This window comes from Adonisia turfae CCMR0081, from assembly GCF_011009555.1.
In the GTDB taxonomy this organism is placed as follows: Bacteria; Cyanobacteriota; Cyanobacteriia; order Phormidesmidales; family Phormidesmidaceae; genus Leptothoe; species Leptothoe turfae.
Window position 1 is genome coordinate 4,930,854 of the sequence record NZ_QXHD01000004.1, and the last position, 23,504, is coordinate 4,954,357.

Here is a 23,504-nt window from a genome sequence, read left to right on the forward strand (position 1 = left end):
ACGCCGAAGTTGACCAGGCAGGGTTGGTTGTTGGTGCGATCGCAACTTGGATCAATCCGTGGATGGGCAGAAAAAGCTTCCCCCGGTTTGAGCACACCGTCTAAGTAATCCAGACCCAGGGTGTCTAATGTCTCAGGATTGAGTCGATGGGGTTCCGCTGCTTCCCATAGGGCCAGCAATTTTTCGCCCCAATAAATCACATTGGTATTGGCGATGTTCTTGAGGCGTAAATCAAAGGCATTGGCCATGGGACCACCGGGTTTTTGGGTACCAAATACACCGCGATAGAGAGGTTTTCCAGCAGCTCGTTCTTTGACATAACCCTCGGTACGTACAAAGCGATTGCGAAAATAGGCTTTGCCTTGGGCAATAGAGATGGCCGTAATCATGCCATCGCCATCGAAAGGATGGTGTACAGGATAACCGTTAACATCGAGTAATCCTGGGCCATTCCGAAAGAGTGTTCCTTCTAGTTCAGCGGGAATGGTGCCATCAATGTCTTCAATTGCATAGGCATACTCATTGGGCTGTGAACGATAGCCGCTACGCCAATCGTCCATGTCAAAGCTAGTGGAAGCACTGGGAGATGAGAGAGTCTGCATAGGAAGAGGTAATTGATGTGATTCGGGTATGAATTGTGAATGTGTAAGGCCTGCGTGTGATGTTAATCACCACCTAATTGGCTAGCGCGTTATGACGATGTAAGTACCGGTTCTGGAGCCGCTGAATCTTTGTCAGCAGCGTCTTCCCCATCGGCCTCAGATAATTCCATGTCTGACGATGCAGACGTGCTAGGGAGCAAAAATAGTAGTGGCAGTGGTAATAACGTCGTGAGACTGGTAATGGTTACGAGCAGCCACAAATTCTCAAAATCTGTCTCAGTCACATGCAACCAATGGGTTAAGAGGGCACCTAGCTCATGGGAAACAAGACCGGCCAGATTGACAATCGACATTAGCAGCGCAAAGAGGGTGGCTTCTACACCAGCGGGGCATAGTCTTGCTGACAAGACCAGCACAGGCATAAACGCAATTTGGCCCATGATGGTAAGAATTGCGCTATCGCCAAGACTAAACCAGTGATCGTCAATACCGATGCTGCGATTCGCATGGGTCACCAAAAGCAATGTGGTCATGCCCCCCAACGCTGCTAGAACGGTAGACCAAGCAAAAATTGTCCGAAATGGAACGGCTTTGAGAAAGCGCTGAAAAATAGCGATACCTACCAGGGCTGCCAGACTGGTGACTAGGCGGACTCGTCCTAGAAATTCAGGCTCGAACCCTAAATCGTTAGTGGTGAAAAAGAAAAAAGCTGAATCAGCACTGGGGGTGGACTGCCAGAGAAACAGAAATAAAGCAGGCATCCAAATGACCCGTTGGCTAAAGGCTGCCTTTAGCTGTTTGACCTGACTCCATACCGTTTGAAAGTTTGCTTTTTCTTGGGCCGGTTCCTCTGCAATCAGCCAGGCGACGACGGAGACAATTAGGGGAAATGTGGCGGTTACCGCAAAAACTACGCGGGTACTTGTTTGCTCCAATAATAATCCGCCCAGGTAGGCCGTTAGTACCCCCCCTAGGGCAGACGCCCCCCAGCACAGTGACTGGAGGGTGCCAACTTCGCTCTGGGATTCTTGACGGGCACGCTCGACCACTAAGGAATCCACAATCACGTCTGCGATCGCAACAGACAGCGAACTGAGCAAGATCATCGTGGTCGCTAGCCAAGCGGTATTAGCGAGGGTTGCCAAGGTCAGCCAAGCCGCTGTACCCATCACGCCCGATAAGACTAGATAGGGGCGTCTGCGATAGCCAATGATAGGTAAGCCATCAGATAAGAATCCGAATAGGGGCTTAATGGTCCAAGGTAAGCTAGCGATTCCGGTGAGTGCTGCAACTTCTGCAGGGCTCAGACCTAAATCATCCTTAAGAAAAAAACTAATTGCTAACCGAGCCAGACCTAAGATGCCTTGCACAAAGTACACCAGCAAGATAGCGGTTAACTCAGTAGTCAGGGGCCGACCTAGTAAAATGCGTTTTTCCAAAAATTGCTTAATACCCTGCGAGTCGGCAGCTGCAGTCATGGACGACAAAAACCTTTAAGAAATGTCAATTAATTGTAATCATAACGATTCTCCTGCGATTGCCCCAGCTCATTGGCTAATAATCCAAAAATTAGGCAAAAAAATGGGGGCGATGATTTGCCCCCTAAGCCCTGAAATTAATTGAGAAAAAGCGGATCAAATGCTATTGACTATGACTTATCGCGTGTATCTAGAGCGTCGAGACGATATTGCTGGATAGTCGTGTCAGTTAGTGAGCCGCTGCTTTTTGTGCGTAGATTTAGCTCATCTAGGCGACGCTGCTGAAGCGTAGTATTAACCAAAGAATCACTGCTCTTCGTGCGCTGATCCAACGCATCTAACCGACGCTGCTGAAGAGTGGTGTCTACTAAAGAATCATGAGTAGGACTTTTAGCTTCAACAGCAGGTGTAATAGCAGCAGCAGCTAATAGAACTGATAAACCAGAAAGTACGAAGCGTTTCATAGTGTGTCCTCCAAAGAAAGGAAGTTTTTAATGCTTTCTTATCTGTGATTTTGGACAACACATCTGAATAGCCTCTGATAGAAGTCTGAGAGCTTTTAAAAAAAGAATGATAGTTGGCTGAGCAAAGAATGTGATTTAAATCACATTCTTTGCCGGATCACTCAAGGATACGAACAGCTACCGTACTAGCTTTAAACGTGTAGATTTTGCCTTCTAATTCAATGGGGGTGCCAATTTTAATTCTGCTATTGCCTAAGACAGGACCATCCTTGGTAATCTCGGCGGTTCCTGTCAGAGTGATCAACATATCAGCCGTAAATCCTAGTTCAGGTCTTGGATCAGGAAACGATTTCACTGAGCCATCAGGTTGGGGGACGGCAGTGCTACGGGGCAGAGCTTGCACATCTTTGACGGTAACTTGGCCGTAGGGTTGATTGCGAATAATGATTTTGGTAGTGCCTTCAGCCTTCAGGTCGTCTAGAAACTGTTCAGGATTGAGAACAGTCAAACCTCGAGTCATCACATCGACTTCGACCTCCTGATTAACAGCTCCAACTGGGGCCACCGAACCTGAGGCACCAGGGTAGAAAAATATGGCAACTGCCACCATTAGAATAATCAGTCCTGCTCCAATATCTAGGAGACTGATTTTGCCAAATAAGCGGCCTTTAGAATCCAAAATAGCCATAGTTTCTGGCACTCCGAACAATCCCTACTATTTAGACTTAGTGCGTTTGAAAGCGCTGATTAGCCCAAGCGATAATGTAACAGACATGCAACGTCTCTATACAGAATATGCAAAGCAATCGTTAGTATTTAACCATGGGGCATGTCGATTAAATGGGCGTCAGACTATTAAGCAGTGCCTGGGTTGCAGTGTCAAATCGTAGATTGATGGAGTATCCGCCAGTTGACGAATGCTGCCTCCTCATGTGACTGCTTAAGCTGGGTTTAGTGCCCAAATTTACAGTCAATTAACTGTCACAGCCTCCAGATTAAGCCTCGGCAGCTATCGTTATGGTCAAACCATGGACATCAATTGACTGTTGTCGTTGTCCAACTTCAGAGTTGACCGTACCTGTCTTTTGTTTGATTCATCGTTTCACTACAGTAAGCTGACCATGTCTAATGCATTTCTCCGCTGGGGTAATCGCTGGCAACGCCGTTTAGCCTATGGCTTGATGGCTTTTTTCGTGACGTTAAGTTTTGGCGTCTTTACACCAAGACCTGCTACTGCCGGTTTGCTCGACATCATTTTGCCGACGATTCAGGTGTTTCAGATTACCAATATGTCTGATGAGCAGGAAGTTAGTCTGGGTAAGCAGGTTAATCAACAGCTGCTTTCTAGCTCATTTCGACTACATCGAGATTCCTCCCTCACAGCTTATGTAGATCAAATTGGTCAGAGCCTGATTCCCCATAGCGATCGTCCAGATATCCCCTACGTATTTCAGGTGGTTGAAGACGACAGCATTAATGCGTTTGCCACGATGGGGGGGTATGTATACATTACGACTGGTCTGCTCGCCGCGGCTGACAATGAGGCAGAGGTTGCAGGGGTGCTTGGACACGAAATTGGACACATTGCCGAAAAGCATGCCCTTGATCAGATGCGAGATGTTGCCATTGCCCAGGGTGTGGCCGGGGCCTTTGGGCTGAGCCGCAACCAAATGGTGGGGATTGCTGTGGATGTGGCATTGACTCTGCCCAACAGCCGTAGAGATGAGCTTGTAGCTGACGAACATGGCTTTGTCACCATGGGTGAAGCTGGCTATGATCAGACTGGTATGGCAACGCTGATGCAAAAGCTAGATAGTGGCAACAGCCCACCAGCTATCTTTAGCACGCACCCAAATCCTCGTGATCGAGTAGTGCGTCTACAGCAAATGGATAACGAATCAGCAATTCCTTCAGCGACAGCCGGTACTGATACTACAGCCTATAGTTCTCGAGTTTCCTCCTTGCGGTAAGCAGAGATTCCCCAAAACATAAGGTTTGGATCAAACCAGGTTCTATTTACTAGAGCCTGGTTTTGTTGTATCTGATATTGCGCCAGGTAAAGGCGATGGAGATACTCGCCGTCACCGCCTGTGAATAGAATAGATGTGTCAGGATATTGGCTGATCCAGCTGTGAATAAATTCATGGATGCTAGCCAGGATGGTATGAATTACACCGCCTTGAATGGCACTAGGAGTATCCTGAGCCCACCGTGTTGGTAAGTGTGGCGGCGGGCTGAGATGGGGGAGTGCTGCGGTGTAGTGATGTAAGGCAGCTAGATGCGATCTCACGCCCAATAAAATGGCTCCTCCCACAAACGTACCAGCGTCTCCCGCTGTAAATGTCAGTGCGGTACCTCCATCGATGACCAAAGTAGGCCAACTATAGTGCTGACCCGCGCCCCAAAGCGTAACAATGCGATCCAGCCCCATGGTGGGATAAACCTTCTCTAAAGGAAAATGACGGAGCCATCGAATCGTAGATATATGTTCCACCCCCCGTGTTTGGCTGGGCACCACTGAAACAGCCCAAATATTGAGAGATTCAATTGGTAAGAGCCGTATCTGAGAGGGGGCATGGGCTGCCAAAATTGAGGATAAGTCTGGGGTGGGTGTTTGGCTATTGACTAGATGTTCATGGTGCCAAACGTGTTGTAAGTGATCATCCTGAAACCAGGCCCAGTGCCATCGCGTATTCCCAATGACGAGGGCTAGCCAATCAATCATTATTGCTTTAACTATTGGCTTAGTACAGATTTATGCGGTCTAAAATTATTCATTAAAATAGGGACCAGTTATTTCTAACTGGTCCCTTTTAACTTGGCAAAACTCAAAAACAATCGCTAGTCTACTGTTAATTTGGTTGGAGAAATAGATAAGATTAAGTTGCTAGGGTTTACGATTCAAATTTGCTACTTGCCTTATATCGATTGAGATTTGGTTGCTTTTTTCAATTACTTGAAATGATGCTAACCCTACTTAGACACATAGCTAAACCTGAAGAAGATTTGGATTTCAAATGTCAGGAACAATTGGATTTGCCTGACAGCTATTCAGTTGTTTCTATAGGATTAATGTAGCACTAGCGACATGGTCTGATCGATGGCCTTTACTCAAGTTTACAACGGTTTATATAAGTCTTCGATTGATTATCTTTATCAATTTAGAAAATTGGTTAGAGTCAGTTTTGTAACGTTTTAGTCCTACTTTAAGGGTTTCATTTTTTGTTGGCTGACTAATATGATCCTTTGTTCATTTAGCTTCGCCAATCATGCCTGCACCATTGCGCAGCGCGGCTGTTATGAGCATGAGATGCCACCGTATCGAGACTATCTGCTTTCCGATTGCACCTTAGGTAGATAGAGCATTGCGATGACAGTTGCCATCGCAATGCTCTAGTATCGGTCCCGGATATTGTGGTTGAGGCGTCGGTGTCGCGAGCCTGCCCAGCTTGATGGCTATACCGCCCAATGAATTCCGAAGCTGACCCTCTCAGGTTACAATTGTCGCCGCCCGTGGGCACCTGTTTCGAATATCTGGCAATATTGCTGATGACCACCAGGAAAAACCACATTTAGCTTTAGCGGGTCGCTATTATCCCGTGGATCACCAGGGCCTTGGGTTACTTTTGAGATACCATTTTGGGTCTCCACTTGGACGGGACGACGGTTTTTAAGTTCTCCACCACTGCTGTCGACATAGGCGACGAGATTGCCATTATTAAAGACGTGGCCGATATTTTGGATCAGCTGGAGGAAGTTGCGATCGCTCCCACCACGCTGAAACACCAATCCATCTTCTGTCTCCACAGCCTGGCTGGTAACCGTATCACCAACACCAATGATCAGCGGCATGTGCGCCGGGTCAAAGTCTTGCTTGACCAGAGCCAACATATCATCCATCGTTCTAGGGGCTTGCCGCGCATTAAATCCAATCCCTAAGGGGTGTACCCCTATTTTCTTGAAGTAATAGCGATTAAGTAAAGCCAGTACTCCAGCTTCCTTAATGGCTCCGCGCAGCATAAATTGAAAATCTGTGGTGCCTGAAGTGGTCTCATTGGCCCACCATACAGCTTCGTCACCATTGTTGTTGCGCCCTAAGTTAGGGGCATAGTGCACAAAAAATGAGTCCCCCAAGCCTTTTTCTACAGCCTCTGTCAAAAGCTGATCCATTAGCACTTTCATGTGTTCTTGAATTTGTTGATAAAGCGCTGGATTGGCAAGCTTTTCGTAAAACGTGTTGAGGTTGGCTGTAGGGGATGCCACATTGTCTAGTACTGATGCATTGATGCAGTGGTTTAGAACTTCTGAGGATAAACCGTGGTTAAGGTTGTTCAAAAACTCACGCAGGGCTGTTGTAATCCGATTGGGGACAGATTGAAGAAAAATGAGCTCATCATCACTGACGCCAGGGTGGTTTAACTGGCCGTAGCGGTCCTGCCACTGCACACCTCCGGCTGCTAGCCCTGGTAAGTGACAATCGCTCACGTCTTTCCCTAATGCCTTTTCAATAATGCCGTTAATTCCTCGTTTGCCAATGTGTTCACCATTGGTCAGAACAAAAAAATGACCATCATAGGCTGTGACAGCTTCTACATATGATGGATGGATTTCACGGTTGAGGGGATCTTTAACCAGTCCCATGCACACTCCATCCAAATCTTGAATGATCAGTAGGTTTTCGGTGTGGGTAAGTAACTTAGTGAACGCCGCGTGATCTAAGGAAAACGTTTGCTGATGTAGTGGTACACGTGTTTCAAAGCTGGAGGTGACCATAGGACTTTTGTTAAGAGAATTAGCCGTTTTCGTAAAAATACGGTAGCACTCGTTACGATACAGTTTGCAGTAGCGAGTCACGAGTGAGGGCTCGACCCATGGCTACAATTTATACTCTCCATCCAGAGTCGCCTCAATTGTTTAAAGTCGAGAAAATTCGTAAGCAGTTGCAAAGTGGTGCGGTGATGCTCTACGCCACTGATACTGTTTATGCTATTGGCTGTGATTTGCTGTCTAAGAATGCCATTAAGCGGGTACGGCAGCTCAAGAAACTGTCAAATGATAAACCCCTGACATTTCTGTGCTCGTCGCTGTCGAATATTGCTGAGTATGCCTATGTCAGTGATCCGGCCTATCGGACAATGCGTTATCTGGTGCCAGGACCCTATACATTTATTTTGCCTGCGACAAAATTAGTGCCGAAGCTAGTGATGAATCCTAAACGTAAGACGACAGGGATTCGGGTGCCGGATAGTGCAGTGTGTCAGGCACTCTTGAAGAGTCTGGGCAACCCGATTATTTCCACGTCGGCCCATACGGGGGATATGGATGAAGCTTACTTCTCTCGCTATGAGTTGTTTGATGCTTTAGAGAAGCAGGTTGATCTGATTATTGATAGTGAAGCTGAGCCGAGCTATCTGGCATCGACGATTTTGGATATGACTGAAGATGAGCCAGTCATTCTGCGTAAAGGCTTAGGCTTTGATGCCGTCGAACAATTCGCAGCAGCAGCAATTGAGTAGATCCAGCCAAGGTTTTAGTGGCAACAAGTTCCTATGACACCATTGGTAATGTGTTTTTCTCTCCCATGATTCACATTGAGCCTATGGCACTGAAGCACCTCTTAGTGATTATCTCTGCGTTTCACATACTCAGCACAAAGGCTATCTTCGAATGGATTTATTATCTGGAAGGGCTGTCTCAGGATGATCAAGTTGTGTTCGAGGCTGTGAGCGATGACGGTATTGATGCAACAACGTTGCGATCGCGACAACAAAAAGAGAACGCCAATTGATATGATGTGTCAAGAATAGGGCTACACAGGTCTTCATTCGCATACTAATCAATATTAATGATTTCTGTAGCTGTAACAGTTTTTTGTGATTGCTATTTTTTAGGGAAGATAGTGCCTGAAAATGAATAAAACTTCTTGATTAAAGGCAGTATTTTTACCTTTTACAATACGTGGTTTTTGATTGGAAAGTGAGATGCGCAAAAAAAAGACTGCCGGTTTGCACCGCACAGTCTAATCATTGGCTTTCAGAATCAAAGAGACTAGATCGTACTGACAGCTACCTTCTGTCTCGGGGAAGATTGCTGATGTGCTCGTTCGGCACATTTCTAGAATAGTCAGTAACTTCGATAGTTGGATAAATCGCTGATGAAGAAATCAGTATTTCGTATGATCTGCCTATAAAACCCGCCTGTAGATAGCGGCTTATACTGGGACTCACTGATTTTCAAAATGAACAGGCTGTTTTTTTAATATCAATTGATTTGACTCTACAGTCAGTCATTTAACCTAATAGTTTTTCTACTCGGTTAACCTGTTTTTGGGCATGAATATCAGAGTATAAAGCTAGGGCACGATGCCAGTGCTCATGGGCAGTATCTTTTTGATGAAGGCTCATATAGCTATGTCCTAGTTCCACATGGGCATTGGCTAGGTCGCACTTGGCACCAATGCTATGAAATAGGGCAATGGACTGTCTGTGATAGTCCATTGCCCTATCCATATGCTGACGCTGGCGGGCAATGGTGGCTAATCCAGTCAGAGCTTTTGCTTTTACTTGTAGATAATGGCCAACATCAGCAAATGTGAGGGCCTGCTGATGTAATGTTTCAGCTTGTTCCATATCCCCTAGCTGACCATAGGTTTGCCCCAAAAGCTGGATAAAATAGGCGAGTCTGCCTGACTTTGGACTGTGATGGGCAAAGGTGCTGAGGCATTGGCTAGCGAGGGTGTGGGCAGCTTTCGTTTGATTATGATAGGCCAGGGCCAGGGCCAGGGCAACCATTGCCTTATCTGCCCAAGCCTGATGTGGGGTATCTTGCCCAAGTTCTATAACGGTATTAAAGGCTGCTTTGGCTTGGTCTAGTTCCCATAGATCCATGGCATACAGTCCCAGGCTCAACCGTGAATCGATGTTTAACATCTGGAGGTAATAGTGGTTGAGGGAATCTGCTGGATCCGTAATCGCTAGTCGCTGCTGAGTAGTTGAGATCGCACCTTGCTGACATTCAATGGCCTGACTAATTTCCCCCGTAATCCAATAAATATCGCCCAGAATATTACGGAGTTCGCTCACCTGGGGCAATGGGTCAGGTGCCGTTTCCAGATGGGATAACACTTCTAAAATTAATGTGCTGACAGGTTGCAATAAGCCCATGCGATACAGGCTACTGGCCAGGGGTAAGAACTGTTGCCATTGGTTATGACGGCTCTGCAACAGCACCTGTGCTGCTGCCTGATATTCATCGATCGCAACATAGTGATAGTAGGCTTCCAATGCTTTCTGAGCATCTAGCAGTTCTGTTAGTTTCTCTATGCTATTAGTCCAATACTGGGCAGCTACCTGATTAGCCTGATACCAGAGGTCGCTTTGTCGTAGCCGTTCAATCGCGACAGCACGAATGACTGGATGCAGCCAATATTGGCCATTTTCCATCTCAATCAGTGAGCGGTTGCGAAGAGATGAAATCGCCCGCTGACCGTCGGTACTGTTACATTGAGCCAGAACAGCAGGCAGCGATAGTGTAGCAATGGTTTGATAGCGATAACAGCTCAGACGACACAAGAGTTGATACGCTATGAGGTCGAGGCACTGGAGTCGATTGATTTGGCTGATGACCAGGTTATTTAAATCAATCTCTGCTAACGGGTCTGCGCCGTAAGCTTGCCAATAGGCCTCTAGGTCACCATTGAAATCAGTTTGTACTGTACTACATAAAATCTCCATTGCCTTGGCGTTACCACCATAGGCACGGTGTAACCTCTGCAAAATCTTGTCAACCTCAGGTAGGCGCAATTGATGATAGGTAAAACACTGTTGCCAATCTGTAAAGGTGAGACGAGGTAGGCGATAATGATACGCTCGGATGCCTGGCTCACAGAGACGATCGCGGCTAGTTATTAAGGTTGTTGCATTAATGGAAAAATCCGCTAACAACTTTAGGAGTTCTGCATAACAACGAGCCTCAATAACAAATTGTCCATCACCATCTAGAGCGGGCTCAAGGTTGTCAATGAGAATACCAACGCGTTTTTGTTTTAGATGACGTTTTAATCGACTCAGGCTAATACTCAAGTCCTGACCGGGTTCATCATTGAGATCCTGACGCAGCCACTCGTCGAGAATATTTTTAACCGCAGTTAAGCTGGAGGTTTCCTGCGCAATACGCCACTCTAGCACTACATCGAATGTCATTTGCCGTAAATAATGCTGGGCGAGGGTGGTTTTGCCTAGCCCGCCCTCACCTTGAATAACGATGATTTTGTGCCCTTGATGACTAATGGTATTGATTGTTTCAAGCGCTGCGCTCCGACCAATAAAATGTGGATCTAAAATTGGCGATTCGCTGTTTGGGATCGTTTTTTGAGTGGATTGCGAGGTATGCGATGCACTAACGCGGGGCCAGGCTTCCTCAGCAACGTGCACCATTTTGCGTTTGGCACGTTTCAGCCAGTAGACCAGCCGTGAACGGTAATTACCCTTAGTAATGCGCTCCCCTAATACATCGGAAAGCAAGCGCCATAACTGAGACGCGACATCTTTTACATGACCTTCACTATAGCCAGCAATGGTTGCGATCGCACGGTAGGTTTTGCCTCCCCATACCTGCTTCAATATGCAGCATTGCAGGTCACTGAGGTGTTGTCCTGTTTTCTCATAGAGTAGATAATCCGTAAATTCGATAGCAGTATCGACACCCATCGGCCACAGTCAATGGAAAACCATTGATAGACTACCGTTATCTTCCAAGCCATTGCGCATAGGATATTCCGACTTTTTCAGACCTTTAAATTCAAACTCTTACCTACAATCTCAGACAAAGAACCCTATAGGGTGTAAACAAGCAAGGGGGTACACTGGTCTGACCTGTCTTTTAATCAAAGGATTTTGATGCACTTTCTGTAGTCTGCTGTTCATAGATTATAGAGACGTCTAAATTTCAATGATTTAGGGCATCCTTGAATCATGTCACCGTTCTTAGTTAAGGAGCGTTGTGTGGATGATTGTATGAAAGTCAATGGTTTCGTAAGAGCCAATATTTTAATTTTTCCTTGAACTTGACTATATCGGTTGCGTGACAGCACAGACAGGCCATTCACGTTTAAGGCATATTTGGAGCAATACGTATCTGCAATTATGACGATCCAAACTCTGAAAACTCTACCGTCTGACCTTGACCCTCGCGGTCTACCTAACCACGTTGCTGTGATTATGGATGGCAATGGCCGCTGGGCTCAGAGCCAAGGTTTACCCCGGATTGAAGGCCATCGTCGAGGGGCCATTGTGCTCAAAGATTTGCTGCGCTGCTGTAAGGATTGGGGGATTGGAGCTCTAACTGCCTATGCCTTCTCGACTGAGAATTGGCGACGTCCCCACGAAGAAGTCGATTTTCTGATGGTTCTGTTTGAGCGCTTGCTACGCAAAGAGTTAGCGGAAATGCATGCAGAGGGGGTACGTATTCGTTTTATTGGTGATCTAGACGGTTTACATACATCCCTGCGTCGTGAAATGGAACGCTCTATGGAGCAAACCAAACATAACGATGCTGTGGAGTTTAATGTTGCTATCAATTACGGTAGCCGCCATGAAATTACTCAGGCCTGTCGCTCGGTTGCTGAACGTGTTGAGCAGGGTGAGCTGTCTGCTGATGCGATTACTGAAGAGCTGTTGGAACGTCATCTCTATACTTCTGGCTGTAGCGATCCAGATCTGTTAATTCGCACCAGTGGCGAGCAGCGGCTCAGCAATTTTTTACTATGGCAAATGGCCTACGCCGAGATGTACTTTACTAATGTATTTTGGCCCCAGTTTGACCGCCAACAGTTTCACCAGGCACTGCTAGCCTTCCAAAATCGCGATCGCCGATTTGGAGCCCTGTCAGAACCCGTAAAAGCTAAGGCCCTGACCGCCTAGTTTTGGGAGTATTGCGTTCAGAGTGTTGAAGTTTGGTGGGTGGATGTCACTCAAAATTCAACACTCAGCACTCAAAATTATTCATTCACAGCGGCAAACACGGCTGAATAATCTTGGTCAGCTAGTCCTTTGTCTACGGCTTGTTGCACCATATGAGCCACACTTTTGGCGACGTCGGCGTTAAAGGTGTCGGCAGCTTGCACAAACAGGTTCATGTCTTTGAGTAGATGCTTGCTGGGGAAATTGGGATTGGCAAAATTGCGATCGCACATACGTCCTAATTTTTTGTCAAAGGTGGGAGCGTAGAGTGCACTTTGTCGCACGATGGCCATGAATTTCTCAACGTCGATGCTTTCTTGCTGGACCAGTCCTAAACTCATGGAGAAGGCAGTGGTCAGGGTGCCAATCAGCTGGTTCATAGCCAGTTTGACACCACTGCCTGCACCCACTGGACCCATTAACTGAGGTTCTGGCCCAAAACATGCCAAAATGGGTCGCCATTGAGCAAATTGCTCTGGGGTGGCCCCTACCATCACAATTAAAGTGCCTGCTTTGGCTTCGGGGATGCTGCCGAGAACAGGCGCTTCGAAATAATCGCCACCAGCCGCTTGGACGGCTTGGGCAATGGCTTTACTTTCTTGAGGGGCGATGGTTCCCATTTGTAACACTGTTTTGCCCGTTAGCTCTGCCTTAGCTTCTGGACTTAAGAGTGTGGTCTCGATGGCGGCAGCATTGGTCAACATCAGGATAATCAGTTGAGAAGCTGCGATCGCACTAGCAGGAGTCTCTGCCTGTTTAACCCCTGTTGCTAACAGCCCCTCTAACTTATGAGCACTGCGGTTCCACGCATATACTTGATATCCAGCTGATTGGAGCAGCTGTGCCATGGGGGTACCCATCAGCCCTGTACCTAGAAACCCAATGTTCAATTTAATTTCCTCTATGTCAGTATGTTTGAATTCCAGCTGTCCTGGGGTAACCCTAGTAACCTGTAAAACTAAGAAGCGATAATATTGCTGCTTGTCCTGTGGAAGTTGGCTAATGTCTTTTCACTGGAAATCGGGAGACGCATAAAGCCAAAGGGGCCTTCGTCGCAACCCAATCACTGTATGTATAAATCTTATATGTCCACTTTTTATTGTTCTCGTATCGTAGGTCGCTTAGTTTTATCGTTAAGTGTTTCGGCGGCCCTAATTTTGACTAGCTGTACTCCTCGTGAAGACTGTTCCTTAATTAATGGAGCGCTAGCAGAGGGCAACTTACGTATTCAAGAAATCAATGAAGGCAATCTGGGTGGCTCGGACTACAACCAGGGCATTGAGCGTCAGATTGGCCGCATTTACTATGATGTGTCCCAGGTACTTGATAGTCTGCTGATCTCAAATCGCAAGTTGCAAACGATTCAGTTCCAGCTTGTTGAGGTATATCAGCAAGCTTCGGACTATCGCTATCAAGCGGCGGAGTTGATAGCTAGCAACCCTGACCCTAACGATCAGATTAAAACCGATGTGCGTACACTACAGCTAGATTCTGAAGCGCAGGTGGGGGCAGTGACGGAAAATCTACGTAAACAATGCCCGCTCCGTTAGTAAAACTGTAGAGCGGGCAGCGAGTCAAATAATTTGTGACTGATTGTTTTGGCTATTTATTCGTTATTTAGCTGCGGTGGCTAGGAACTGAATATTGGAGAAGTTGAACTCCATGTCGCCCTCATCATCAGATGAGATCGCACGACGAGTCAAGATAAAGTAATCACCTACTTTGTCGTACTCGTCGGTAAATTCGCTACGCCCTTTTTTCTGCTCTCCAGTTTTTGGGTCGTGGTATACCGAATCATAGGTATGGGATAAGTAGCCGGCACCAGTGTCGTGAGTGCTAAAGGTGTTAATAGTAACGACTACGCCGTGAATGTGGCGATGAACTAGCACCACCTCATTATCAAGAACCTTGTACTTATCACCAGTGGATTTTCCTTCGACCAGGATCTCCACAGCTCCACGCTCATCAGTGTCACCCATGGCAAATGTATTTTTTCCATGGGTATCTTCAAACTCACGGCGTACTCGATGAATGGCAACCTCCCAGAGTTGCCCTTTAACCAGCTTCAGCGCTGCCTCATCCTCAATATCAAAAACCTCAGCTGACAGGTCGGGATTAACTCGAGCTTTCCCAATATAGGTTTGCTCACCATGCTTAAATTCGACATCTGTAGTGTAGCCAGGGAAGTTTCCATCCCAGGTGTAGCGGTTTTCGTAGGCGGCACGCATGATATCGCGCGCAGAAAGCTGTACAGCAGTCATGGGCACTTATTGGATTACATCTACCCTTTACTTTAGTCAGTTTTTTATCCCTTGAGCAGATAGATATATATCGGCTGTCAATTGAAGTGATTCTGCCGATGGGAATCATCGTCACAACATATACTCAAAAGATTACTCGTGCACATTACCCCAAAGCTCTCCTAAACGCTGATCACGACCACAACCAAAGCGATATAACCGATAGCGAGCTGGATGAGTCTGATAATAATTCTGGTGGTAATCTTCTGCCGGATAAAACGTGTCTGCTGGTAGCAAGTCAGTGGCAATGGGTTGATCAAATAAATGACTCACTACTTCTTTTGACGTTTCAGCAAGCTGACGCTGAATTTCATTTTTATAAAAGATGATCGATCGATATTGGCTACCTTTGTCGCAAAACTGCCCTTGGCTATCCAGGGGATCTACATTTCGCCAAAAGGTATCTAAAAGTGTTTCATAGCTGATGATGTCGGGGTCATACTGAATCTGTACAACCTCTGCATGGCCTGTTGCCCCTGAGGAGACCTGACGATAGCTAGGGTTTTCAACTGTGCCTCCCATGTAGCCTGAGGTGGTATCTGTTACCCCTTGTAGCTCATCAAAGGGATGCTCCATACACCAAAAACAGCCCCCTGCAAATGTTGCCTGGGCCGTTTCTGCTACGGCTGTAGAGGCTCCTAGACACCATATGCACCCTATTAGCACACTCAGAAATCCTTGTTGTAGCAACCGTCTCAACGGCCATTTCTTGAAAATGCTGTGCATCATTAAAGTGTACCTCTGCCAGTGATTAGATGCTGGGAATAACAATGGCTCCCAGCATAAATGACAATGAAGCCAGTAGCCAATAGTCAACATACCGTTTGCTCATAAGTCTGATTTTTTAGCCCATCATGTCCAGTTTCTATTGCCTCTGTCTAGCCGACATTGATTGTCGCAGGTTGGTGAGACCTTTCAAATATAGACCCTAGGGTTCAATGCCTGCCTCATCATTCCCCAAGACGCTGTTTTCATCCGGTAATGTTGCTGAGTTGGCCATGATCACGCCGGGTGTCATGAGGGTCGTGAGCTGAATAATAGAGAGCTGATTCAATTCAGAGTTTGGATGCCTGCGTCTAAAGTCTAAGATTTGAGAGGTCATTGCCAGCTGATCTGTCCCTTTGATGCCCCAGCGTTGAGGTAGTTGCGGGCTGATTGTGTTGCCTGCTCTACTCCACTGCTGGGTGGATAGCGGTGTCATGATTCCGGGTGCGGTGCGACTCTGCCAGGTCATTGTTAACTGGTGGCGTACCAAGGAAGCCGTCATACCTGCCATTACTGCTAGTGGTAATAGAACAGCTACACTGCGATTTCGCCATTGCTGATAAATGGCAGTACGTTTACTCAGTTGTATAAATTTTTGAGCCAATGTAGAAAGCTCTTGCCCATGTACCAACAAGAACTGACTAATATCGTTTAAGTACTTTTGCCCTAATAGATAGTCAGAGCATTTTAATTCCCCACGGGAGTGCCATATCCATGCACGGGTTTCAAGGTCCCGCTGCTGACGTAACGCAGGACGATCAGCCTGTAGCCACTGTCGTAGTAGATGCCAGTCTGATACCAAAGATTTATGGGCTAGTTCAATCCTTTCGTCGGATGTTATTCCCTGTTCACACCAGTGAGCGATGATGCTCATGTCTGAGCGGTTGGAATGATGATTAGCTTGCCAAGCTGCTGTTGCAATGGTCTGACCGTTTGTTTGTGCTGCTAAGTGTGGTTTATCTGAGACTACGAGCCGGGCAGCTACTAACTTCTGCAACATTCGCTCAACCATCACTGCGGAAAATTGTGGATTGATCAGCTCAGATTTGCGAACGGAACGACCCTGATCCAGGCGACCGTCCCCTAAATCACATAGAGCAATAAAAATACGTTTTGCGATCGCTTGTTCATTTGCTGGTAAGGATTCATAAAAAGTTGTTGCTCTGTTCGTGAGCATTTGCGATAAACGCCCTAACTTCATATAGCTATCTACTGAGAGACAAGGACCGCCTTTGCTATAGGACATAGGGGTCCGATGTTGCCAAAGCTCATATAGAATACTTTGTAGCAAGGCTAGTTCACCGGGAGCTCCAGTGAGATCTAACGTTAAATGATGTACTAAATGAGGGTCTATTTTGAGCCCCAGCTTCTCAGCAGGTTTCTCAATCACACTTCGGATTGCTTGGTAATTCATCGGCTTGATGACAACCTGATTATTTTCGATTAGCGAAAACATCTCGCTATGGCATGTCAGATGGTCGAGAGCATCTGAACGGATGCCAATAACAACGCCTAAGGCTATGGATGAACAACGCAATGCGGTGACTAAAACTTCCATAACCTGAGCACGTTCTTGTTGAACTAGGGGATCAGTCGTTGGCATTAATAGCTCTTCAAACTGATCAATAACGAGCCATAACTTAGTGCCAGTAGGTTGTTTTAGTAATGCAGCAGTAGCTAAGTTAATCAGACCACTGGATTCATGACGCAGAAGTTCTTCTGCTTGCCATAATTGTTTGGCCACATCTATTTCCCGACTGCCGAGTGTGAATGCGGTTGCTAAAGTTTTCAATGGCGTTGTCCCAAGATTGACATAGCGTATAAGCCAATTCTCGCTGCCCAAAATATCATTACCTGCTGACAATCTGGGAATTAGTCCTGCTCGCAGGAGTGATGTTTTTCCACTACCTGATGCTCCTACTACGGCACAGACATTGGTTTGTTGGAGTGACTGAAGAAGTTCTTGTATCAACTCGTCGCGACCAAAATAATACTCAGCATGTTTCTCTTCAAAGGGATGTGGGCCTCGATAGGGACAAAAGTTAAAACTATACTGTTTGAGGCGAGAGATAATTGAGATGTTCTCTGATGTAGATGTTGAGAGCTCTGTGTGTTGGGTAATAACAATTTCACTGCCTCCCTGTTCAAAGAGGGGTTGTTGCAGCTCGCCACTTAGTTGATTAGTGATAGATGCAACTAAGTCAGTACTTGTGACCCGACCACTATTAGAATTTTGAGGCCGTAGGCTAGAGATAACTGCCTGGGTGAGCACACTATAATCGCTACTTAATGACTCATAAGCTTCCTCATACTCACGGGATGCTGCTATAAAGAGGTAACTCTGACCATCACAGCCTTGCCATGCTTCGTCTTTTAGTGAAAGAAACTCACCACTATGACAACAATCTAAAATAATGATGATTTGTCTGATAGGACTATGTTTAATAAGTCGGCGCAGCCAGGACAATGATATGCCACTATTATTTGAATTGTTTGGCTGAGTTTCACTAGTGGCTAGATATCCCTCTCGTATGCCTATTTCACGCTGAAGCCCATGGCCTGAAAAATAAAAAAAGACAGCTTCGGGAATATGGTTGCCTTTGGGCAGTAGAAGTCTAACTAAGCTATTTTCTAATTGTTGTGTAGATACTAATGTTTGTTGGCCTACTTTGGGACGCTGATTTTGTATGATTTCCGGTAACCTACGTACACGGAAATTACCATGATTCTCCAACAAGTTAGCGATGCCTTCTGCATCTTTAGCTGCTGCTGTAAGCCTAGGTAATGTCTGGTATTGATTAATGCCGACAATAAGTGCGTCCCGTGACATGACCGGTACATTCCAATAAATATTTAGGTGGCGTCATGATTTTCTACTGTGCAGAAGACTATGGCTGCCAGATGGATTTTTCATATATCTTGAGAGAAAAACACAAGCAAATGAGTTTTCTGGAGCAAGACATGAAAGCATCAGATCGTTTTGATGCTCGTTTCAGATATAAACAATATTTTCAGAGCTAGCTCGCAGAACACTTGGGTGTTTGAGCAAAAACTGATGCCAGTAGGCTTTGAATATGATTGTTTTCATACTCAACATACTAGAAGTTTTTGCGGACAGTCGAGAGGGGTGAGACCCTCCTGTCGGTAATATCAAAGAGAATTAATGGGTTGTGCTTTATGGGTTATCCATAAAAACTCGTAGGAACTTCATTGAAACACTGATTATGGTTGATATATTGATTATGGTTAGACGTATGTTTACTCAAAGTAACAACAAAATTTGCTAGTAAAAATCAGTGAATTAAAGGTTTACTTTGTCCACAGCAAACAAAAAAAAGGTGCCAATCGGTCATCATTAATTTATATCGGCCAGTCGGCGGATATTTTTGAATAAGACTCCGTAAGACTATGCAAGACTCCGTTTGGGTGTTTCGGTGATGACCGATGTAAACCTTTGTTTAATAGGGGTTCTACTGATCTGTCTGAATGAAGTCTAAAAATATATAGCGTTTTTAATATCATTAACGATGGTGTCACTGCTCATGTCTCACGCACTGACACTATCAAAATCTGTTGATATCAGGGTTAGAAATGTCTATATATTGATTTGCTTGAGCTATAACCTGTGGTGTAATTATCTTTGATTACAAAGAAAAAATCTAAGGTTGTGAATCTGCCCAATATGAAGAGTCTAGATAGAATCGCGTAGAGTTTGGGGGTTTATCTATCAGTAGTAATGATACTTAGGAGTTTTTATACTCAGCAATTTAAGGAGATCTACTAAACTGGTTGTTTGTGCTTTAGCTATTTTGAAAAAATATAGCGTTTCTCTATCTGATAGAGCACGGACTTAAGGCTGAAAAGCTTGCTAATAAAGGATTCTAATGTTCTTTGTTTGCGTGGGAACGTTGTCAAAAGTACTCTCGATGGAGTCTTTATAGGTATAAGCCTTAGCCTAGTTGAGCGATATCAGAACTTAGAAAGATCTTCCTGCAAAGCGTTGCCTTGCCTTTTACTATGGATCAGCAAAATAGCTTAATTCACAATTATAAGGAACAAACTAATGCACCTCAAAATCTAAAGGAACAGCATCAATGAATATGATGAGATTTTGGGGGAAGAACAGTGCAGAATAAGAGAGGGGTCTTGTTTGCTGAATGCTAGCTTGTCAATGGGCGAGACCTTTAATAAGCGCTTGTGTGACTATGCTAAACCGTTGATTTCCCATGAATGTTAAGGTTTGCATTTCAATATTGTTCAACTCTAGGAACTTTGCGTGCCTGCATCCTTCAAGGATAAATAATGGGTGGTTTTGAGAATTATTTATCTTAACAGTTAAAGTCTCGAAAAGTATTAACTCAAACTATTGAAATTGGTCTTAGGGGCTTAACTTAAGCATCAGGGTGCTGCTGAACTACCTTAATCGAAAACTCAATTCATAGGTTTATTTAGGATAGTTTCATATGTCACAAGAGATTCTGGAGGCTGCTATAGATGCGGTTAGGGTCGGACAGTTTCAAGCAGGTATTAGTGGCTTGAGGCATGTTGCGTCTCAAGTGCGTCCACCGGATAAGCTATATTATTCGGCAAATATTTGGTTGGTCAGAGCCTATAAAGAGAGTGGTCAACTGCCACAGGCCATTAAACTCTGCCGTCAGTTGGCGACGAGTTCTCATCCCAGAGTTCAAGTTTGGGCTCAGCAGGCTTTGCCGGTTTTGCGACAACCGTCAAACATTTCTAGTCGTCTAGATATTTTCTAGAAACTCTAAAGAAATTGGCAATCCTTAACTCGAATCTTTGATTTAATATCTCTATTGCGGCTATGCCATGCTAGAAAACGTCGTGGCAATCGCTGTCCAGGTAAACTAGGCTAGCGCATGCATACTTTAGAAGATCGTTTAGGGATGTAATCAGGGGTTGCCATGTATCTGCTGTCGGTTACCCTTACTAATTTTAAGACTCATCGCGATCGCAACTTTGAGTTCCAGCTAGGGACCAATGCCATCTGTGGGGTCAACGGTGCGGGTAAGACTAGTATTTTAGAAGCGATTGCTTGGACCCTATTTAACTATCGAGGGAACTATAAGCAAGAGGACTTGATTCGGAATGGCAGTGGTAGTGCGCAGGTTAGAGTCGCGTTTGTTTCTGGCCATGATGGCCGTACCTACGAAGTAGAGCGTTGTACTAGCCGAGGCTATACCCTATACGATCCCCAGCTTGGGGAACGCTTAAATTATAGTCGCATTAAAGATGAGGTAGAACCCTGGCTCAAGCAGCATTTAGGCGTACCGATCGGAACAGAGTTGGGGCAACTTTTTGCTAATACGGTTGGGGTCCCCCAAGGGACTTTTACCGCTGATTTTTTGCTGAGTACTGAGAAGCGTAAACCTATTTTTGATAATGTTCTCAAGGTAGAGGAATACCGCCGGGTTCATAAAGATTCTAACGCTCTGCGGCGGTATGCTGAGGCTCAAGTAGATTTGCTTAAACATCAGCTACAACAGTATGAGGAGCAACTCCAGTCTTTGGATACGCTACAGACTCGCTATGATGGTGTTGCCGAAGAGATTGCTCTTGATGAGCAACAGCTGGTTAATTTACAGCAGGATCTGACGAAACTCCAGGCAAAGAAAGAGGCCTTAACTAGGCAAGCTCAAAAAGTGCAGACTTTACAGCAACAGCAACAGCAACTAGTGTTGCAGCTAGAGGCAAAGCAGCAAGCCCAGCAAGTGATGGAGCAGGCTCAGCTAAGAGCACAACAGGCAACAGAACTATGTCAAGCCCATGCTGAAGCTTATCGATGTTATCTGGCGGTAGAAAATATTCTTAAGACGTTAACCCAGAGAAATAAGCAGTATCAGCAATTATTACAGCAACAGCAGTCCCAACAACGTAGCTTAGATCAGCAAGCAGCTACCATGGCAGGACTTAAAGTGAAACTGGAACAACGTAGTCAGCTTCAAACTCAGGCAGCTAATGTAGCCCAACCATGTCAGCAACAAGATGAGCTAGAGGCTGAACGCCAGGGGGTGATTCAGCAACAACAAGTTTTGGGTAAGTTGCAGCTGCGTTGTCACAGTTTGAAAGAGCGTTTGTCTAGAAACCAGCGGGATGTTCAACAGGTGCAATATGAACGTAAGGCTCTTGATGCACTACAAGACAGTGTAGAGACAATTTCTAGTTTGGAGCAACAGCAACAACGTTGGCAGCAACAGCTGAGCCGAGTTGAGGCCGCTCAACAGTTTGAAGCAGAGCTTCAACAACTGGTTGTTACCCATCGTTCTCAAGCTATAGACTATGGTCAACAAACGATGGCTGCCTTGGCGTCCTTAGAACAGTTGCAACAAAGTTTACCCCTGCTGTCTAATGATGTATTTGAGCAGTTAGAAGCTGCGATCTCAACTGGACAATCTCTTAGTCAGACTACTCTGTCAACCCTAGAGAATATTCTCAATGATCTCTCGGGACAAGTGGACACTGAACAGCTGACTCGTAAATTAATGTCTGTACAGACACAGTTAAACAAAGCTTATGGCCATAAAGCGCAGCTGAGTCATCGCCCACGTCTACAACAAAAATATGCAGAACTGCTCGAGCAACAAAGCCAACTTCAAAACGATATTCTCCAGCTTGAACAACAGCTGACACAAACGGAGCAGCTTGAGCAGCAGTTAAGTGAGATAGATAAAACTTTGGATGCTCTCGGTGATCCGAAAGGACGGCGGCGGCTTTTACAAGAACAGCTTCAGGCAATGGAAAATGTTGAGGCTGACTATGGGCGTCTCACCGCCCAGCATCAAATTTGGGAAAAGCAGCTTGCTGAACTGACTACTCAGCTTTCTGACTTTACTGACCTCGATCAAGAAATTGCCCAGCAGCAGCAGTTGCGCCAGGAGTATCAACCGGGCTATCTGATCTATATTCAAAATGAAAAAGATGCCCAATTGTTAGAACAGCGGACCGCTGATGTAGCAGCCACTCATCAGTTGGTTGTGGAATTAAGCCAGCACCGTGAACGTCTTGTTGATCAGCTGAGTCGTCTCTTGGATGAGTTAGACCCAGCAACATTACAACTGGTAGACCAACGGTATGGGGAGGTGAAGTCTCAGTGCGATCGCATCACGGGCAGTCTGCCTCAGCAACGCAAGCTCCAGGCTGAACTGACCGATCAACTTGAGAGTTTGCAAAAAGTAAAAGAAAAGCGAGATCAGACTCAGCTCGACCTGAAACAAAAGGAGCGTACCAAACGCTTTATTAACTTCGCTCGAAAAGCATATAAAGAAGCCGGACCCCGCATCACTGAACGTTATGTAAAGGGCATCTCCCAGGAGGCAGATCGGCTATTTCGCGATCTGCTCAATCGACCCAACGTCTCATTAGAATGGACACGGGACTATGAAATTGTGGTTCAGGAAGGTAGCAATACGCGTCGGTTTATTAATCTGTCTGGTGGAGAGCAAATGTGTGCCGCTCTCGCTGTGCGTTTAGCCTTGCTAAAGGTCCTTGCTGATATTGATATTGCCTTTTTTGATGAACCGACTACTAATATGGATCGCTCCCGACGTGAGAGCCTGGCTGAGGCGATTGCGCGGTTGAAGGCATTCAAGCAGTTATTCGTGATCAGCCATGACGATACCTTTGAAAAGGTAACCGAGAATGTCATTGTTGTTGAACGAGAAGATTAGCCCGAACGGTTGGTCAAACGTTTTACCACGGTGTCTTTAAGGGTTGAGGGGAGGGGCAGCCACTCAACCAAGATAACCCAAAGGTTTCCCATGCCAACCCTCCATATCTAGGATCTAGATCTAAGGCCGGGTTCCAATCACTGCTCCCTAGATATAAGCTTTTATCAATCTAATTCATTGATTTATTAAGCATTCCGAAAGGTAGAGCTGCAAGGGCAATTTGCCTGAATATCAGCATTTAAGCAACGTGA

At 45.7% G+C, this 23,504-nt stretch carries 18 protein-coding genes; 7 read left to right on the forward strand and 11 right to left on the reverse strand.

Annotated features, from left to right (window positions below; translation table 11 throughout):
* The 4 genes from DXZ20_RS25140 to DXZ20_RS25155 all read right to left on the reverse strand — a co-directional run.
* The coding region (locus DXZ20_RS25140) for a carotenoid oxygenase family protein (RefSeq protein ID WP_250565921.1) at nucleotides 1–602 on the reverse strand (602 nt) is incomplete at its 3' end.
* A gap of 89 nt (nucleotides 603–691) precedes the next feature.
* Nucleotides 692–2,080 (reverse strand): folate/biopterin family MFS transporter, encoded by a 1,389-nt coding sequence (locus DXZ20_RS25145; protein WP_163659918.1) that lies wholly within the window; start codon nucleotides 2,078–2,080, stop codon nucleotides 692–694.
* Between the two features lie 170 nt (nucleotides 2,081–2,250).
* On the reverse strand, nucleotides 2,251–2,544 hold the full coding sequence (locus DXZ20_RS25150) for a hypothetical protein (RefSeq protein WP_163659916.1): 294 nt from the start codon (nucleotides 2,542–2,544) through the stop codon (nucleotides 2,251–2,253).
* A 157-nt stretch (nucleotides 2,545–2,701) separates the two neighbouring features.
* A complete protein-coding gene (locus DXZ20_RS25155) occupies nucleotides 2,702–3,232 on the reverse strand; it encodes a DUF4330 domain-containing protein (protein WP_163659914.1) in 531 nt (176 codons plus the stop codon).
* 433 nt (nucleotides 3,233–3,665) lie between these two features.
* Here DXZ20_RS25155 and DXZ20_RS25160 point away from each other — a divergent pair, with 433 nt between their 5' ends.
* The gene (locus tag DXZ20_RS25160; RefSeq protein WP_163659912.1) at nucleotides 3,666–4,514 is read left to right on the forward strand and encodes a M48 family metallopeptidase; all 849 of its coding nucleotides are present in this window, start codon (nucleotides 3,666–3,668) and stop codon (nucleotides 4,512–4,514) included.
* On the opposite strand, the gene DXZ20_RS25165 is transcribed toward DXZ20_RS25160, so the two are convergent.
* Nucleotides 4,484–5,269: a pantothenate kinase gene (locus tag DXZ20_RS25165; RefSeq protein ID WP_163659910.1), complete on the reverse strand. Its 786-nt coding sequence runs from the start codon at nucleotides 5,267–5,269 to the stop codon at nucleotides 4,484–4,486. The two genes, DXZ20_RS25160 and DXZ20_RS25165, sit on opposite strands and share 31 nt — an antisense overlap.
* Before the next feature lie 770 nt (nucleotides 5,270–6,039).
* Nucleotides 6,040–7,317 carry a glucosylglycerol 3-phosphatase gene (gene stpA, locus DXZ20_RS25170; RefSeq protein WP_163659908.1) on the reverse strand — a complete coding sequence of 426 codons (1,278 nt, stop codon included), beginning with the start codon at nucleotides 7,315–7,317 and terminating at the stop codon, nucleotides 6,040–6,042.
* A gap of 98 nt (nucleotides 7,318–7,415) precedes the next feature.
* Between stpA and DXZ20_RS25175 the strand changes: the two genes are divergently transcribed.
* Both DXZ20_RS25175 and DXZ20_RS25180 read left to right on the forward strand, forming a co-directional pair.
* Nucleotides 7,416–8,060, forward strand: a complete 645-nt coding sequence (locus DXZ20_RS25175; RefSeq protein WP_163659906.1) for an L-threonylcarbamoyladenylate synthase — start codon at nucleotides 7,416–7,418, stop codon at nucleotides 8,058–8,060.
* Between the two features lie 17 nt (nucleotides 8,061–8,077).
* The gene (locus DXZ20_RS25180) at nucleotides 8,078–8,332 is read left to right on the forward strand and encodes a hypothetical protein (RefSeq protein ID WP_163659904.1); all 255 of its coding nucleotides are present in this window, start codon (nucleotides 8,078–8,080) and stop codon (nucleotides 8,330–8,332) included.
* Nucleotides 8,333–8,834: 502 nt separating this feature from the next.
* Here the strand turns inward: DXZ20_RS25180 and DXZ20_RS25185 are convergent.
* The gene (locus DXZ20_RS25185) at nucleotides 8,835–11,252 is read right to left on the reverse strand and encodes a tetratricopeptide repeat protein (protein WP_163659902.1); all 2,418 of its coding nucleotides are present in this window, start codon (nucleotides 11,250–11,252) and stop codon (nucleotides 8,835–8,837) included.
* A 435-nt stretch (nucleotides 11,253–11,687) separates the two neighbouring features.
* Here DXZ20_RS25185 and uppS point away from each other — a divergent pair, with 435 nt between their 5' ends.
* Nucleotides 11,688–12,464 carry a polyprenyl diphosphate synthase gene (uppS, locus tag DXZ20_RS25190; protein WP_163659900.1) on the forward strand — a complete coding sequence of 259 codons (777 nt, stop codon included), beginning with the start codon at nucleotides 11,688–11,690 and terminating at the stop codon, nucleotides 12,462–12,464.
* A gap of 77 nt (nucleotides 12,465–12,541) precedes the next feature.
* Here uppS and DXZ20_RS25195 read toward each other — a convergent pair whose 3' ends face one another.
* Nucleotides 12,542–13,393, reverse strand: coding sequence for an NAD(P)-dependent oxidoreductase (locus DXZ20_RS25195; RefSeq protein WP_163659898.1), 852 nt, complete (start codon nucleotides 13,391–13,393; stop codon nucleotides 12,542–12,544).
* A 195-nt stretch (nucleotides 13,394–13,588) separates the two neighbouring features.
* Between DXZ20_RS25195 and DXZ20_RS25200 the strand changes: the two genes are divergently transcribed.
* Nucleotides 13,589–14,053 carry a hypothetical protein gene (locus tag DXZ20_RS25200; protein ID WP_163659896.1) on the forward strand — a complete coding sequence of 155 codons (465 nt, stop codon included), beginning with the start codon at nucleotides 13,589–13,591 and terminating at the stop codon, nucleotides 14,051–14,053.
* A 63-nt stretch (nucleotides 14,054–14,116) separates the two neighbouring features.
* Here the strand turns inward: DXZ20_RS25200 and DXZ20_RS25205 are convergent, their stop codons facing one another.
* The 3 genes from DXZ20_RS25205 to DXZ20_RS25215 form a co-directional block, all read right to left on the reverse strand.
* Entirely contained in the window at nucleotides 14,117–14,764 is a 648-nt protein-coding gene (locus tag DXZ20_RS25205; RefSeq protein WP_163701813.1) for a DUF3386 domain-containing protein, read from the reverse strand.
* A gap of 132 nt (nucleotides 14,765–14,896) precedes the next feature.
* The gene (gene msrA / locus DXZ20_RS25210) at nucleotides 14,897–15,529 is read right to left on the reverse strand and encodes a peptide-methionine (S)-S-oxide reductase MsrA (RefSeq protein WP_163703612.1); all 633 of its coding nucleotides are present in this window, start codon (nucleotides 15,527–15,529) and stop codon (nucleotides 14,897–14,899) included.
* Nucleotides 15,530–15,731: 202 nt separating this feature from the next.
* Nucleotides 15,732–18,398 (reverse strand): nSTAND1 domain-containing NTPase, encoded by a 2,667-nt coding sequence (locus tag DXZ20_RS25215; RefSeq protein WP_163701814.1) that lies wholly within the window; start codon nucleotides 18,396–18,398, stop codon nucleotides 15,732–15,734.
* A 1,633-nt stretch (nucleotides 18,399–20,031) separates the two neighbouring features.
* Between DXZ20_RS25215 and DXZ20_RS25220 the strand changes: the two genes are divergently transcribed.
* Both DXZ20_RS25220 and DXZ20_RS25225 read left to right on the forward strand, forming a co-directional pair.
* Complete coding sequence (locus tag DXZ20_RS25220; protein WP_163659889.1) at nucleotides 20,032–20,328, forward strand: hypothetical protein; 297 nt, start codon at nucleotides 20,032–20,034, stop codon at nucleotides 20,326–20,328.
* 162 nt (nucleotides 20,329–20,490) lie between these two features.
* A complete protein-coding gene (locus tag DXZ20_RS25225) occupies nucleotides 20,491–23,253 on the forward strand; it encodes an AAA family ATPase (RefSeq protein WP_163701816.1) in 2,763 nt (920 codons plus the stop codon).
* The last annotated feature ends 251 nt before the right edge of the window (nucleotides 23,254–23,504 follow it).